At 63.4% G+C, this 15,114-nt stretch carries 13 protein-coding genes and 1 tRNA gene; 11 read left to right on the forward strand and 3 right to left on the reverse strand.

Translation table 11 applies throughout. The annotated features are described in order from the left end of the window. The first annotated feature begins 33 nt into the window (after positions 1-33). Positions 34-612, forward strand: coding sequence for a site-specific integrase (locus LVJ94_49260; protein ID WXB10822.1), 579 nt, complete (start codon positions 34-36; stop codon positions 610-612). A gap of 760 nt (positions 613-1,372) precedes the next feature. Here the strand turns inward: LVJ94_49260 and LVJ94_49265 are convergent. After that, positions 1,373-1,585 carry a hypothetical protein gene (locus tag LVJ94_49265; protein WXB04870.1) on the reverse strand — a complete coding sequence of 71 codons (213 nt, stop codon included), beginning with the start codon at positions 1,583-1,585 and terminating at the stop codon, positions 1,373-1,375. A gap of 160 nt (positions 1,586-1,745) precedes the next feature. After that, the gene (locus tag LVJ94_49270) at positions 1,746-2,273 is read right to left on the reverse strand and encodes a hypothetical protein (protein ID WXB04871.1); all 528 of its coding nucleotides are present in this window, start codon (positions 2,271-2,273) and stop codon (positions 1,746-1,748) included. Between the two features lie 888 nt (positions 2,274-3,161). On the opposite strand from LVJ94_49270, the gene ltrA reads away from it, so the two are divergent. The 7 genes from ltrA (at position 3,162) to LVJ94_49305 (ending at position 8,701) form a co-directional block, all read left to right on the forward strand. Further along, positions 3,162-4,511 carry a group II intron reverse transcriptase/maturase gene (ltrA, locus tag LVJ94_49275; protein WXB04872.1) on the forward strand — a complete coding sequence of 450 codons (1,350 nt, stop codon included), beginning with the start codon at positions 3,162-3,164 and terminating at the stop codon, positions 4,509-4,511. A gap of 221 nt (positions 4,512-4,732) precedes the next feature. Next, entirely contained in the window at positions 4,733-5,146 is a 414-nt protein-coding gene (locus LVJ94_49280; GenBank protein WXB04873.1) for a hypothetical protein, read from the forward strand. Positions 5,147-5,233: 87 nt separating this feature from the next. After that, entirely contained in the window at positions 5,234-5,437 is a 204-nt protein-coding gene (locus tag LVJ94_49285) for a hypothetical protein (protein WXB04874.1), read from the forward strand. Between the two features lie 203 nt (positions 5,438-5,640). Further along, entirely contained in the window at positions 5,641-6,084 is a 444-nt protein-coding gene (locus LVJ94_49290) for a hypothetical protein (protein ID WXB04875.1), read from the forward strand. Positions 6,085-6,594: 510 nt separating this feature from the next. Beyond that, the gene (locus LVJ94_49295; GenBank protein ID WXB04876.1) at positions 6,595-7,398 is read left to right on the forward strand and encodes an AraC family transcriptional regulator; all 804 of its coding nucleotides are present in this window, start codon (positions 6,595-6,597) and stop codon (positions 7,396-7,398) included. A gap of 38 nt (positions 7,399-7,436) precedes the next feature. Next, positions 7,437-7,988: a hypothetical protein gene (locus tag LVJ94_49300; protein ID WXB04877.1), complete on the forward strand. Its 552-nt coding sequence runs from the start codon at positions 7,437-7,439 to the stop codon at positions 7,986-7,988. A gap of 320 nt (positions 7,989-8,308) precedes the next feature. Next, positions 8,309-8,701 (forward strand): hypothetical protein, encoded by a 393-nt coding sequence (locus tag LVJ94_49305; GenBank protein WXB04878.1) that lies wholly within the window; start codon positions 8,309-8,311, stop codon positions 8,699-8,701. A 640-nt stretch (positions 8,702-9,341) separates the two neighbouring features. Here LVJ94_49305 and LVJ94_49310 read toward each other — a convergent pair. Continuing rightward, positions 9,342-9,415: transfer RNA gene (locus LVJ94_49310), tRNA-Arg, on the reverse strand. An 890-nt stretch (positions 9,416-10,305) separates the two neighbouring features. Between LVJ94_49310 and LVJ94_49315 the strand changes: the two genes are divergently transcribed. The 3 genes from LVJ94_49315 (at position 10,306) to LVJ94_49325 (ending at position 15,111) form a co-directional block, all read left to right on the forward strand. Continuing rightward, positions 10,306-11,112 (forward strand): redoxin domain-containing protein, encoded by an 807-nt coding sequence (locus LVJ94_49315; protein WXB04879.1) that lies wholly within the window; start codon positions 10,306-10,308, stop codon positions 11,110-11,112. 24 nt (positions 11,113-11,136) lie between these two features. Next, on the forward strand, positions 11,137-12,546 hold the full coding sequence (locus tag LVJ94_49320; protein ID WXB04880.1) for a VWA domain-containing protein: 1,410 nt from the start codon (positions 11,137-11,139) through the stop codon (positions 12,544-12,546). 219 nt (positions 12,547-12,765) lie between these two features. Further along, positions 12,766-15,111 (forward strand): hypothetical protein, encoded by a 2,346-nt coding sequence (locus LVJ94_49325; GenBank protein WXB04881.1) that lies wholly within the window; start codon positions 12,766-12,768, stop codon positions 15,109-15,111. The last annotated feature ends 3 nt before the right edge of the window (positions 15,112-15,114 follow it).

The following is a 15,114-nucleotide window of genomic DNA, read 5'->3' on the forward strand; positions in this document are numbered from 1 at the left end:
CAGTACTTCCAGTCGATTCGCGCGCCGCGCACGATGCCCGCGCGTGACCAAAAACGGATTCTTCACGCGACCGGATCGCACGCGGCGGGGTGGCGAGATCACTGCATTTTTGTCTTGGACTTCGGGCCCGGCCTCAGGCAAAAGGAAATTGTCTCGCTCGACGTTGGCGACGTGTTCACCCCTGACGGCAAGGCGAAGAGCCGCGTCGTCCTGCGCGTCTACAAGCGGACCGCCGCGCGGAACCCGCCGGTCCAAGAGGTATTCCTTTCGAGGGACGTACGCGCGAAGCTGGAGAGGCTCTACGAGCTTAAAAGGCGTGCTGGCCAACCGCTCTCGCCTGATAGTCCGATATTCCTGAGCCGACTTCGAAAACGAATTTCGACCCGCCAGGTGCGGAACCTGAATGCCGTTTGGCAGCGGCGCGCAGGCATCGATACGCATTACCCGTTCCACGTGACGCGCCACAACGCGTGCACCGCGGTCTACCGTGTACGGCGCGACCTCCGCGTCGTGCAAGTCATCGCGCGCCACGCCGACATCCGCTCGTCGGTCTGGTACACGCACCCCTCCGTCGACGAGATTGAAGAGATCGTCGAGTCCGCCTCCGGCTAGCCCGGCGCCACTTGTCGATCGAAAATATTGTGGAGGTTTTTGATCGGTTTTTTCAGGGCGCTTTTGGCGTTCGGATATTTGTCCAACCGAGGGGTGATCGGTTTTTGGAAATTGGGCCGATCGGAATGGGCACCAGGTAACGTTTTTTAGCGCACATTTGCGCACCTAAAAAACGACCCTCCCCCCTACCGCATTACCATGTAGGCAAGACGGGCACGTGGGCGGCATGGCGGCCGTCGCCAACGGGCGCGTGCGAGTGCCAGGCGCGGAAAGCGGCCATTGGGCTCCACGCCGCGCGCCCGAAAACGCTTCAAAAGCCTCGGGGATTGCTCCCTCGGTCGCGCGGCCAATGGCCGCTTCTGCGGAGAAGCGGCCATTCGAATCGCGCCCACGGCGCCCGCCGAGTCCCGCTTCGCTTCCCGCTGTTCGCCGCCGTCCGTCGCCGTTCACGTCATTGGCAAGAGGCCAAAGGACGCGGCGCCAGGGGACACCGGCGGGGCAGCATGCGCGCGAGATCGCGCCGTTTCACCCCCGGCGGGCGCGGAAACCGATCGGTGATCGGTTATGAATCCCCGCGTTTTCAGCCAGATCAGCGCGGAAACCGATCGCGGAACCGATCAGGGGGGCCCGAAACTATTTCGAAAACTATTCCGATCAGTCTGCCGTTCGGTTTGCCGAGGCGAAAAGGGGGGACGCGAATTCGCGAGTGTGCGCGAATAGCGTCCCTCCTCCAAAGCGGATCGTTACACCCACGTAGTCATCAAGAAGGTGCTCGGCGCACCCGGTGATTATTCGTGTCTGCGATGTAAACATCTCCGCCGGCGTCCACGTCCACACCCGAGGGCTTATAGAGGTTCAGCGACGCCTTAGCCGTATTGTAGTCACCATTCGCTGCGTTGAGAGCTGCCTCGCATTCCTCGCGTGTCTTTCCAGTCTCTGTTTGGAGATCGTCAACGAGCTTTGAATCGGCCATGATATGCCTCCCTTCCCGGTGGAGCCCAAAGCGTACCGCGCAACCGCGTTCTTCGCGTGAGGCATCGTGCCACGGGGACGGCGGGTCTCAGAAGCCCCACTTGACGGCGTGACCCCGCATCGACGAGCGGCAAACGCGAAGGAGCGTCAGGGGCGATGCTCTACCGTCCGGAGGCCACCTGCTGGAGCACGCTCATCACCCGCGCCACTTCGTCGGCGTCCGTCGCCTCGGGCGACTCGTTCGTGACCAGCTGGATCGTGACGAACGCGCGCTCCGCCGTGATGCTCGTGTGGACCATGCACCGTTGGCCCGCCAGCATCGCGCGCTGGACCTTCATCGCGGTCGCGAAGACCAGCGCCGTTCGCTTATGAGCCGGCGTCCCCTCGGGAACGGTGACTTCCAACGCGGGGTCGATGCGGTCCCAATTGAGCTCTTTGCCCGGTACGAAGTCGACCGTGCATTCTTCCCCGAAGGCGGGCGTCCAACTCTTGCGAAGCAAGGTCGCGGCGAGCGAATGGGGCTGCGCGAGGACGTCTTCGACCGTAGTGCTCGAGGCCAACACCGAATTGAGAGAAGCATTTACCCACGTCTTTTCCGCCGCATCGCCGCTCTGCAAGTCCGCCGTGAAGTCAACCGCGCTGTCGTTGTTCCCCAGACCGCGAAACGTAAACTCTTGGCTCCGCGCCATCCCGAATTGCACGAGGGCGGCGATCTCATAGGCGTCCGCGGCAATGTTCCGCGCGCTCTCTTCTTCGGTCCAAATCCCCAGGTGAAGCCAATGGTATTTGCGCTCTCGTTTTTGTGCGAGTGCAGCGAAGCTGCAAATCCGGCGACCCTTCGAGGATCGTCTGGAGGGTCGACTTGGTGGCTTTCCGTGCGTTCATGGCCATCGGATAATGCGAGTTCCGGTCCAACATCACATTACTACAATGCGCGGACATCCCGCGAGCGCCATAATTCAGGGTCGGACATCTGAATCAGGGTCATTTACCGATATCGCGAGTCGTTCGAAGGTCCTGCTATGATGTCTGAATCATTGCGCCAGGCAAAGCCTGGAGAAGGGGAAAGCAGATGAAATAAGCGGAAACCTTCTTTTGAACCCAGCGGGTGAAAGTCCCGTCCGGAAAGGCAGGGCCGCCATCCGGGAGCGAGTCTTGCGTGGCCGTAAGGATGCGTACGGGTAACCGTGGCTGCGAAGCGTAGACAGCGAGCATGCAGGCCGCGTGATTGAGCCCCGAAAGGAATGAGTTGTGGAAGCCGACACCTTTGATTCTGTGGAAGGCAATACCGAGACGCCGAAAAGTCGGGCATGCCCGAAGGCCTGGCGGGGTAGGTTCCACCGGGGTCCGAGAGCGGGGCATGCATGCAAGGGTTCACCAGGAACCTTGGGAGATCCTGCCGTCTCCGACCGTTGAATTGCGGCGGTAGCGCCGAACGAAGGCAACGAAGTGACGCGCGATGGGCGGCAGGAAGTCGGAGTGCTCGATACGACCTGTGAAGCGGGGGAACCCTTCCCAAGGGGACCCCGCAGAGGAAAGGCGGGCACCGGGTCACGGAACCGTTGGAAGGAAAGATAATGGAGACATCGGGCTCTAAAGGCATCTCAACGAAACTCGAACGGATAGCGAAACTGGCGCGTGAAGCGCCCGGCATGGCGTTCACCACGCTCGCCCATCACATCGACATTGACTGGCTCCGCGAAGCATACCGGCGTACCCGCAAGGATGGCGCCCCGGGCGTGGACAGAATGACCGCGAACGAATATGAAGCGAATCCGGAAGAGAACCTCCAGTCGCTTCTCGAACGCGCGAAGTCTGGCACGTACCGAGCGCCGCCCGTGCGGCGGGTCCACATCCCGAAGGGAAGCGGATCGGAAACAAGACCGATCGGCATTCCAACTCTCGAGGACAAGGTCCTGCAGCGCGCGGTCGCGATGGTGCTGGAAGCCGTTTACGAGCAAGATTTTCTCGACTGCTCCTACGGATTCCGGCCCGATCGCTCGGCGCATCAAGCGCTGGAAGCGACGTGGAGTCTGGCGATGAAGATGCACGGCGCGTGGGTTCTCGAGATCGATGTTTGCAAATTTTTCGATAACTTGGACCACGGACACCTCCGAGCGATTCTGCGCCAGCGGGTGCTCGACGGAGTGCTTCTGCGGTTGATCGGCAAGTGGCTCAATGCGGGCGTACTCGAGGATGGGAGCGTCATGTACCCGGAATCGGGAAGCCCACAGGGTGGTGTGGTTTCGCCAATATTGGCGAATATCTTCCTCCACGAAGTGCTCGATGTGTGGTTTGAGAAAATCGTCAAACCGCACCTCTCGGGCGAGGCGCATCTCGTCCGCTATGCGGACGATGCTGTGCTTCTGTTCGCGAATGAAACGGATGCGCGCAAGGTGATGGACACACTGCCGAAGCGATTCGGCAAATATGGCCTGACCCTGCATCCGGAAAAGACCCGGTTGTTCGATTTTCGGCGTCCGCCGAAGCCTCCACCGAGTGGTGGAGGACAAGGCCCAAAGGCACCGACATTCGACTTGCTTGGTTTCACCCATCACTGGGCGCTGTCACGCAAGGCAAACTGGATCATTAAACGCCGAACAGCTTCGGACCGCTTTCGCCGATCTCTCAAGCGGGTCGTGGACTGGTGCAGGGAGCACCTCCACGACGATGTCCGCGAACAGCAGCAGGCCCTCGCAAGAAAACTGCGCGGACATTACCAGTACTTCGGTATTATTGGCAATTTCGCGGCACTCAGTCGTTTTCTCCAAGAGGTGCGACGTGCCTGGCAGCGGTGGCTGAATCGCCGTTCGCATAAGGCGCGCATGTCCTGGGATCGCATGCAGCGGCTCCTGGAGCGATGTCCACTCCCGGCACCGCGCATTGCGCGCCCATTTCTCCCTACGAGCAGCGAATCTGTGACCTGACGAGCCGGATGCCTTAGTTGGGCATGTCCGGATCAGTGGGAGCCCCGGGAGGGATAACCTCCCGGGGCCACCCGGCGGGGGGCGCTCGACGGCCGTGCCCGAATGCGGGGATCGCAGGCCCGGCGCCTTGGTGCTCCGGCAAAGGGTCCGCGAAATTTCGCTCGTGCGGGGCGCAGCCCGCCGATGATGACTTGGACCAACGATTGCATTTCTAATCAGGCATGAACGCGAAAGCGACGAAGGTTTTCAAAGCGATCCGCCACTACAAAGGGTGGTGCGTATGCGCCGACGAAGAGCTGGCAATCGGTCGCGTGGTGAGGGGCAAGTGCTCCGGCCTATCGGAGCGGCTTTTCCGAGTCGAGGAGGACCTCCACGACGTCAACCTGGACGGATTGCGTCTTTACCGCACGACGGCGATGACCACCGAGGGGGTGGAGATTCTCAACGCGAGTCGCTACTGCGAAGGTTGGTACATCGCTGCCGCGACGGAGCTCGCGATTGGCGCCACGGTCGTGGCCGAGTCCTTCGGGAAGCCCGAGCAGACGTTCACGATCAAGAAGCTCGGGCAGGTAACCGAGAACGGGGTGCTCATGTATCGCGCAACCCCGGTCAAAGCCGCCCGGAGCGCGCGCTGAAACGCAGCCACGACGACGTGGCCCGCGCCGGGCGGCTCCGAGGGCCTGGTACGGGACACGCATTCCCCCTTGTGAGGAGAAGAGCCCATGAGCGATCCAGGTTTGAAGTCATTCACCATCGACCAACCATGTCCCGCCTGCGGCGCGAAAGGCGTGCGCGTCCAGGAGAAGTTCGCCATCACCGGCGCGGCCCCCGTCACGGGCATGCAAATGAAGATGGGGGCGAACCTGGTGCTCACCTGGTCGTGCGCCGCCTGCGGCGTCTACGGACGAGCACACCCGGAGACGTAGCGCGACGCCCGCCACCCGACGCGGCTACCCTTTGCTTTTCGGTGCCCTCGTCAGTACGCTGGTGAGCTTCTTTCCGGCCTTGTCGAACAGCACGAACGCACCACCATCCTTGATGGCCGTTTTGGCTACCGAAAAATCGTCTTCGAGGAACCGCCCAAGACGAAAAGGAGGCGAAGCAAGTCGCGGAACGACTGAGCCGAGTTGTGGGTACCCTCGAGGAAGCCTTGCTCCCGGCTCCGGCGCCACACAGGGCGGATGCATTCATTGAATGGCTTCAGACCCAGGAAGGGCGTCAAGACGCGATCGGCGCGCTGGCCGGATGCGTGAATCGAGCGGCGGGCGCGGTCTCGACGCTCGACGAGCTGCGCCTCGAGCTGCTTGGCCGCGATCCTCGACGTCTTGGAGATGTGCATCGTGCCCTGCAAGAGTTTCACACGGCGTTCATAAGGTCACGAGCCGGGGCCGCCGTGCCACGGCAATACTCAATTCAATTGCCCGACGGACGACGAATCGAGCGCTTGCTGACAGACGGGAACTTCGACGTGTTCACGTACGAGCTGAGACGACTTCACTACGATGGCGAGGAGCTTGCGGTCTATGACGAAGTCGGGCGAACCAAAGCATGGGTGACCGCGACCGGTTGGTAACGGGAAGGCCGCCTATGATCCTCGGAGGAACAGCAGACACACAGCATCGCGCACGAGGCCGGGCGGGGAGAGCCATAAGACCCAGCCCATGTCTCGGTAGACCTTAGCCATCCGTCATGGATCCGGCGGGCGGGCCGGGCGGCGGCAGGTAGTTGCTACACGCCGTTCGCTGGGGATTCGCAGCGGGGGCGGTAAGGCCTGCGCTGCGGCGCCGCCGGGGAGGAGGGCAGAGGCGGCGAAAGCGAGGGCCAGATGCGGGCGCGGTGCAGCATTCTGATGGAGCGGGCGCGCTCGGCAAATTTCCCGATTCTAGAAATGCGCTCTCGTCACATCGGCCTATCTTTCGAGTATCCGAAGGTTGCAGGCGTCGAAACGACGCCACATTGGGCCGAATCGCGCCTCACCTCACTCGCCAGACATGGACGAAATTGACGGTAGCGTCTTTCGGATGGCGCGACGCCGCGCAAATGGCGATACCTGTGGTCGTGGAGGTACTGGTAGCCTGCAAACGTGGAGCCGCAATCTTCGTCGCGCATCGTCGATATGTTCGCACTCGGCGACGGGCTCCTGGGCTTCCTCCATCGATACCGCTGCCCCATCGCCACGGTTCGCGGAAAGTTCGCCCTGGGGCTCGAAATCGAGGTTCAGATCGAAGGACATGGACAGCAAGAAAGCCTCTACAGCGCGCGCCGCATCTACGGCCCTGGCGAGATTCGCACGCTCGATCACGGTGAGCTGTATACGATTCACGAAATGCCCGCCCCTCGCAAAGCGGGATTGCAAATGGGATTCATCCTGCACCCCGATGCCATCGTCCACGGCGAACGTATTGCGCGGATCGGCCTCGCCCGCCGGCGCGACCTGCGGGATGCCCAGCTCACGGCGCTTGCGCGCGAGCTCGTGCACGCGCCCATCGAAACGCGCGCTTCGCTGGCAGCGCAAGCTCGGGACGGACTCGAAGGTTACATTGCCCACTACGGCGAGCGCAGAGCGCCGGACCGCCTGCTCGTGGCCCGCGAGGAGCTCGAGCGGCACTTTCGCAATCCGCTTTATCTCCGGCACATCGCCGACGCTGCGGGTATGCACCCGACCACGTTTTTACGAAGCTTCGCGCGCAGGTTCGGGACCACGCCGATTCAGTATCGCCTCAAATTGCGTATCGTTCATGCCGCGTACCTTGCCTGGCTGAATCCTCGCATGCCCGTGGCCGATGTCGCGTCGCAATCGGGATTCGACGACCTATCTTACTTTCATCGAGCATTTCGCAGGCATTACAAAATGAGCATCACCCAATACCGTAGCAAACGACGTTAAGAGAACACGTTCATTCCTTCATCAACGAGAGGTTCATCATGGCAAGGCATTGGTACGTGGTGGGGATGGCACTCGCCGCCGCGCCGGTCGCGGGAACAGCACATGCGGCTTCGAATGCACGCGAGGCGAACACCATTGGCCCTTGGGAGCCCTACAAAGGAGCGAATAGCTTCGTGCTCGAGCCCGGCCGGGCGTGCACGTTCCGACTCGTCGGAGAGCTTCTCGACGACCAAGAAATGGCGCGAACACTCGCAACCGATGCCGCCGGCAACGTGACGATACGGGAGGTCGTCGGCGCCATCGTTTTTCGCTACTTCAACGAGAGCACGGGGCGATCCGTCGTGCGGCACGTCGACGGCCACGCCTGGCTCTTCTACCACCCCGACCATACCGAAACATGGGTTACGCAAGGGCCATTTGCTTTTGCCGTGACCCCCAGCGGCAGGACCACCACGACACCGAGCCTCGGCTTGGGAGGCTACATTGCATCGGGCACGTCGATTCTGGAGGTTCACGGAAAGAACGGGCACATCACGTGGGCAGGACCGATGGAAAATATTTGCGAGACGCTTGGCGATGCACGATCCTAAGCGCGAGTACCACGTATCCGAAGGCCGGTTCCCCGCGTGCGGCAGCACGCGTGCACGAATTGTCGCGTTTCACCGCCATCCTCCTATGGAGCTAGACGAATGCGCGGTAAAGGCATGGTTTACAGAGCCCGAATTGTCCAAGCTGCATTGGAACGCCATAGACCCCATGTCAACGAAGACTCATCCAACTTGAGCTGGGAAGGCGCACACGTATCTGATAACAAGACACGCCGGCCACAAGGTGGGTCACGCCGCAGAGGCGGAGCAGGCCAGTAGGAGCGAGTTTGCGATGCCGATGAAGGTCTTCTATTCTCGACAATGTGGCACCAAAGAGCGTTTACGTCCTGCGGGTTCCCGACGTCGCGGGAGCGTTACGCTTCTATGAGCGTGCGTTTTCGGTTCGGGTTACTGACGACTCAGGGTTCTCGGTCGGAGACGAGTGTGACGACTCGATCCACTACCGCCTAGTCGCAATCGAACAACCCGCGCTGCCTTTGGCGGTCCATGAGCGACTCGTGCCGATGTCGTCGGTGACCCCCGTCATCGAGTGGGTCGTGGACAGTGTCTCCGAATGGGTCGACCGCGCCGTCGCGGCGGGTGCGCATCTGCGACACCAAAGTGACGACGCTACCTACGCGCATCTCATGGATCCATTCGGTTACTACTGGGCGCTCGCGGCCGCGAACGAACCGGGCAACACGATTGACCATTGACTCCGCGCTTTGCCGCCCGAGGGGCCCGGAGCGCCGCTTGCCGTTGCTGCGTTCCCGTCGGGGCCGGTTCCTTCTGCGAGCGGCGCGGAGTGCCGCCCCGACGCTTCTTCGACGCCGTTAGCGGTGGCGGCAACAAACGGAAGCGCAGTTTCCGTCCGCGGACAACATCCCGTCCTCGCCTCCGCGGCCGCGCCTCCGCGGCCGCGCCCATCGCGACGCTCACTCCACGGCGGACGCCTTCGCCGATGACATTTTCAGCGACGACAACGCTGACGCGACAAACGGTTCCATACGGCTCCGGAACGCCTTGTCCGACCCCTCTGGAACGCCTTGTCCGGGCCTGTGGAACGAGTTGTCCGACCTCCGGAACCAGGTTGTCCGACAGCAAAACAAAGCAAGACGCCACCTCCGGGACCAGTTGTCCAAGCTCTGGAACCGCTTGTCCCGTGCTGCGAGTGTCTGCGCCCGCAGAAGCCGCCTCAGCAAGCTTTGGGGCGCCGATCGCGTGCAGTATGCAACCGTTTCTCACGCTTTGTGCAGCACGCTCCGATCGCCAAACGGGCCTATTTTTCTGCACAAAAGTAAAAAACCCAGGGTCTGGAACCCTGGGTCTCATCTGTTCGCTTTTGCTACTGTTCAGCGCGCCCGGGAAGATTCGAACTTCCGACAACTGGTTCCGTAGACCAGTGCTCTATCCAGCTGAGCTACGGGCGCCCTTGTGAGGCCGGGAAGATACTCGCGTGGGCAACGCTGTCAATGGAAACGACACAAGGGTGGGCGTTTCGTCGCCGGGCCCGCGAAAGAAGCCCGTTCCTCGACAGCATCCTTCACCCGTGCTTCGGCGCGTACGCACTTGCACACGCGTTTCACGCGCACTCGCCACTTCATACCGTGCATTTCGGCACGCCACACGGTTCCTGCCGCCCTTGCTTTGGATGCGACTCTGAAAATTTTGCAGACCTCTCGGTTGGACCCTGACTGGGATGTCATTCTCCTAGAGCACGGTCCGTGGATGGGGTGGATCCCCCAGTTGCCTGGTCCTGCGAGGAAAAGGCCGTGGCGGCGCAAATTCCACCGGAAAGAAGGGACGCTGGCATGTCCGCTGCTGTACGGGGAGCCGCACGCAACGTTCCCCGGCGTTGGGCTACGACGGGGAAGCTCGGGCAGGATCCCTTGCTCCTTCAGGTCCTCGTTGCGCGCAACTCTTCGTAAGTTTCGTCGCGTTTTTCTACGTATAGGTCCTTGAAGCTTGGATTCCTTTCCTTCTCCTACTCTGTAGCTTTTGGCCTTCCGTTTTCCTTCCCGCGCCGTGCGCAGGAAACCCGCACCCCCCCTTCTCCGAGTTTCTTTGGCCACCCGCGATCTCTCGCTCGTCTTGGCCGAATTGGCGGGCTCTGAGGTATCGCCGCGACAACAAGCTGCTCTTATGCTTCGGCTCGCTTCTTCTTAGCTTCGCTCTTTCGTCTTCGAGCTTCCTCTACCTTCCGACTCAGAAAATCCGCGTGGCGCGAGTTCGGGCTTCGATTCGTCGGGGGCCGGGGTCGCGCCACGATGTTTTGTGGGCTCCGCTGCGGGATCGCTCGATTCGGGCTAACCTTCACTCGATGGTGCATCGTCTTCGCGTCGCGCTCGCGGCGCTGGCTCTTGCGTGGACCCTGGGCAACAGCGGCGACGTTCTCGCGCAATCGGCCCGCAAAGGATGGCTCGGCATCGGCATGGACACGCCCCGCGATGCGGTGGGGGTGCGCGTGACCAAGGTGGTGGGCGGCTCCCCAGCTCAGAAAGCCGGCGTCCACGATGGCGACCTCTTGGTGCGCATCGACGGCGCGAAGGTGGCGTCGCCCGAAGAGGTGCAGCGTGTCGTGGCCGGCCATGCATCGGGCGACGTGCTTCGCGTGACCGTGCTTCGCGACGGTGTCGAATCGACGCTCAACGTCTCCCTCGTCCCGCGTCCTTCGCGCGACGAGCAGAATCGCCTGGAGTTCGTCGGCCGGCCGGCGCCCGCCTGGACGAAGGTGGACGCCGTCAAAGGGGTGCACCGGGACCTCACCTCGCTCCGTGGCCGGGTCGTGCTGCTCGATTTTTGGGCGACGTGGTGCGGGGCATGCCGCGCCATGACCCCGACGCTCTCCGCCTGGCAGGCGCGCTACGGGGCGCAAGGCTTGAGCGTCATCGGGATGACCACCGATGGTCGCGATGAAGCTGCCGCCTTCGCCGAGAAAGCCAACATGAAGTTCGGCATCGCCGTCGACGAGACGGCGACCACGCACCGCGCATACAGCATTTCGGCCCTGCCGACCCTGTTCGTCATCGACAAGCGCGGCGTCGTGCGCGACGTGGTCATCGGCTACGATCCGTCGCACGAAGCGCAGATCGACGCGCTCGTGCGCACGCTCCTCGCCGAATCCTGAGCGACCTCCCGAGCGACCCTCCCCATGCCCGACGCTCGCGCGATCACGCGCCTCCTGGACGAGCTTCTCTGGTCGCTTCGCCGCGCCGGCTTCGTGATCTCGACGGCGCAAGCCATCGACTGCGCGCGTGCCGCCAAGGCCGTCGGGCTCTCCTCCGCCGAGACCCTGCGCGATGCGCTGGCCGCCGTCATCGTGGACCGCGCGACGGAGCGGCCCCGCTTCGAGCGCACGTTCGACGCCTTCTTTTTCGGCGGCCACACCCCGCGCGGCGACATCTGGCAGCGCCTTGCCGCCGCGGGGTTCGCCGAGAACGAATTGGACGAACTGCGCACGCAGCTCGAGGCCCTCGCAGCCTCCAGCGGCGGCGAGCACCCCCTGCGTTCCCTGCTCGATGGCGGGGCGGAACTCGATCGCCTCCTCCAATTGACCAGCGTGAAGCGCTCCCTCGATGCGTTGCACAACCCCCTCCAGGCCGGCTTTTTCGCCTACCGCATCGAACAGAGCCTCGGGGTTCCGCGCGCGCGCACGGCCCTCGGTGCGCTGCGTGCGCGTCTGCGCGATGCCTTCGGCGAACGCGGCGATCTCCTCGCCGACGCCCTCAAGGCGGAGCTCGATCGCACGGCCGACGAGGTGCGGACCCACGTGCGCAGCGTGGTCGCCCAGCGCGCGGAGCAGGAGCAGCGGCCCGCCTCCTCGCTCGCCGGCACACCGTTCCTGCGGCTCTCGCCCGAGGAAGTCGACGAGGTGCGCCGCGCGGTCCGGCGTTTCGCCGATCGGCTTCGCGGCGGTGAGCGCCTCAAACGGCGCCACGCGCGCCGCGGGCGCATCGACCCGCATCGCACCTTGCGCCGCGCCCTGAGGACGGGCGGGGTGCCCTTCGAGCCGGTGCGCAAGAAGCGGCGCCGCGACAAGCCCCGCCTGGTCCTTCTCTGCGACGTGAGCGACTCGGTGCGTGCGGCCGCTTGCTTCATGCTGGAGTTCGTCGCCACGACGCACGATCTCTTCGAGCGCACGCGCAGCTTCGTCTTCGTGAGCGATCTCGCCGAGACGACCGAGCTCTTTCAGCGCGAGTCCATCGATGTGGCGCTGGCGCGCGCGTACAGCGGCCAGGTGGTCTCATTGGCGTCGAACTCGAATTACGGCCGCGCGCTGCGCACCTTCGAAGCCCGCTACCTGCATGACGTGGATCGCCGCACGACGGTCGTGATCCTCGGCGACGGCCGCACCAATTTTCACGAGGCCGCGCCCGAGGTCCTCGGTCGCATCCGCCAGCGCGCACGCGCCCTCATCTGGCTCTCGCCCGAGCCGCGTGGGGCTTGGTCGATGGGCGACAGCGCCATGGGGCGCTACGAGCCGGAGTGCACGCAGGTGCTGGAGGTGCGCTCGGCGCGCGAGCTCGAAGAGGCCGCGCGCTTGCTCGTGCGCCTTCGGTGATCGGCAATCGCCATTCGAGCAAACGAGTTCGCTGGCGCGCTTTTTCCGGCGGTTCGCGCCACGCGATGACATGTCGAAGAAATCATCAATTGGCTCGACAAATCCAGGGTCCGAAACCATAAAGTAGGAAGCGTGTGAATCGTTTCAACTTGCACGTTGACGGCCCCGCTGACGTTGTCGAAACGACTTCCTTTCTTCCGCTTACATTCGGAGCCCACCATGCTCGATCGCGTTTCCCTCACGGCGCTTCTCGTGACCTCTGGAGTCGTCGCGGCCGCGTGCTCCTCGTCGTCGTCTTCCAACCACGACGACACGAACACCGACGGAGCGAGCATCGACCTTTCTTCCTTCGACAGCGCGACGTTCACGAACCCGCCCCGACGCTTTCATCCCTATGTCCGTTGGTGGTGGCCCGGCGGCGCCGTCGAGACCGAGCAACTCCAGCATGACATCGATGCGCTTTACGAGGCCGGCTACGGCGGGGTCGAAGTGCAGCCTTTCTCCGCGAATTTCGACGCAGCCTTTCTCGAGAGCCACCCGGAGATCCTCTCCGTCGGCAGACCGGCATTTTGGTCGCACGTGAACGACGCCTCGATCGCCGCCCGCGCGAAGGGGCTCGCGTTCGACATGACATTGGGGAGCGCCTGGCCGATCGGCGGTCCGTTCATCGCGCCCGAACACCGATTGCGCGAGCTGACCTTGAGCCCCTCGGCGTCCACCCTCTGCGGACCTCTCGATTACGACGGCCCCATCCCCGCGCCGGCCAAACCGCAGCACGATTTCCCCGTCGAGTTTCTCAAAGAAGATCCGTCGCCGCTGCCGGAAAAGCTCATCGCCGTGACCGCGGCGAGGGTTCAAGGCACGAACGGTGCGAACATTCCCGTACTCGACGCCTTCCGTGATCTCACCGCCGGCGTGCACGATGGCCAGGTTCGGTTCAAAGTCCCCAATGGTTGCTGGACCGTATTCGGCGTCTATGAGCGCATCGTCGGTCAATACGCGACCGGAGGCGCTTACCCCAGTGGAAAGGGCTACGTCGCCGATCACCTCGGCCACACGGGCATTGCCCAGTTCCTGTCCGCTTACGCCGACCCGATGGTGGCGTCGCTCGGCGGCGGCCGGCCGCAGGCCGTGTTCGAGGACAGCCTCGAGCTTCTGGCCGATCTGCCTTGGGGTGAGGACTTCGCCGCGAACTTCCGCCGCTCCGCTGGATACGATCCCACGCCGTTTTACCCACTGATGTTTCGGGCCGGCGGCGAGTGCGAGGGGCGGAAGATCTTTTCGCCGGGCCCCATGCTGCCCCGCTTCGCATCGGCGGGTCCCGAGTCGCGCGTTCGGGAGGATTACGAGCGCGCGCGCAGTGAGGCCTTCGTCAAAGAGCATATTGAACCGATTCAATCTTGGGCAAAAGCGCATGGAATCGCATTTCGCGAACAGGCGCACGGCGGGTGGGTCGACTACCTCGATGGCTACAGCTCCGTCGATATCCCGGAAACGGAGGGCCTGTTCTCGGGCGGCTCGTACAACTTCCTCAAGTTGGCATCGTCGGCGGCCAGCACCTCCGGCCGCGCGGTGGTCACGGCCGAGGCCTTCCCGGCCATCGTTCCCGATGCGTACGCGCTGAAGCCGGACGATCTCCGTTTGCTCGCGGGGCGCATGCATTCGGCCGGCGTGAATCGCATCATCGAGCACGGGCATCCTTATCCGCTCGAAACCGGCCCCGGGACAACGTGGTACCCCTTCCAGGGACAAGGTTTCGTGGCGTGCTGCCGTTTCGACGCGACGCACCCCAATTGGCCGGAGCTCGCGCAGTTGAATCGCACTTTCGCGCGAACGCAATACGCATTGTCGCTCGGCCAGCACCGGCCGGACGTGGCGTGGCTTCACGCCGATCAGGAAGAGCGCATCGCGAGCGCCCCGAACAAATTATTCGCGCCGGAATCCGACGCCAGCCTCTCGCTGCGAAAGGCCGGCTACGTCTACGATCGCGTGAGCCCGAACGGCCTCGCGGGCGCCGTGGTCAAAAAGGATCGCTTCCAAATCGGACGCGCGGAGTTTCGTGCGCTCGTCCTCGATGACTTGCCGGCTGCGTCGCCCGAGGTCCTGCGCGCCGTGGTGCGCATCGCCGAAGCCGGCATTCCGGTGATCACGCAAGGCAACCTGCCGAGCCGCGCCTTCGGTCTCGCGTCGGCCGACAGCCGCGATGCGGAGGTTCGTGGTCTCTCCGAGCGCATTCGTGCGCATGCCCGTACCGCCACGTCCGCCCAAGTCGGTACGACGGTGCGCACCGCCGACGTCGTCCCGATCGCCGAAGCCGTCGATGGACAGGTGAGCGCCTTCCTCGAGCACCGATCGCTCCGCAACGCGGAGCTCCTGTTCGTCTTCAACGACTCCGACGCGACGCTGGCCGAAGACCTGCGCGTGGGGGTCGGCTACCGCGCCGTGCGCACCTTCGATCCGGACAGTGGCCGGCTCACGGCGACCTCGTCCCCGACCCCGGGCGCGCCGGTCCATCTCGAGGTGCCCAGCCGACGCGGATTGTTCCTGCTGCTGGACTCCCGATAGATC

Source organism: Sorangiineae bacterium MSr11367 (assembly GCA_037157805.1).
Classification (GTDB): Bacteria; Myxococcota_A; Polyangia; order Polyangiales; family Polyangiaceae; genus Pendulispora; species Pendulispora rubella.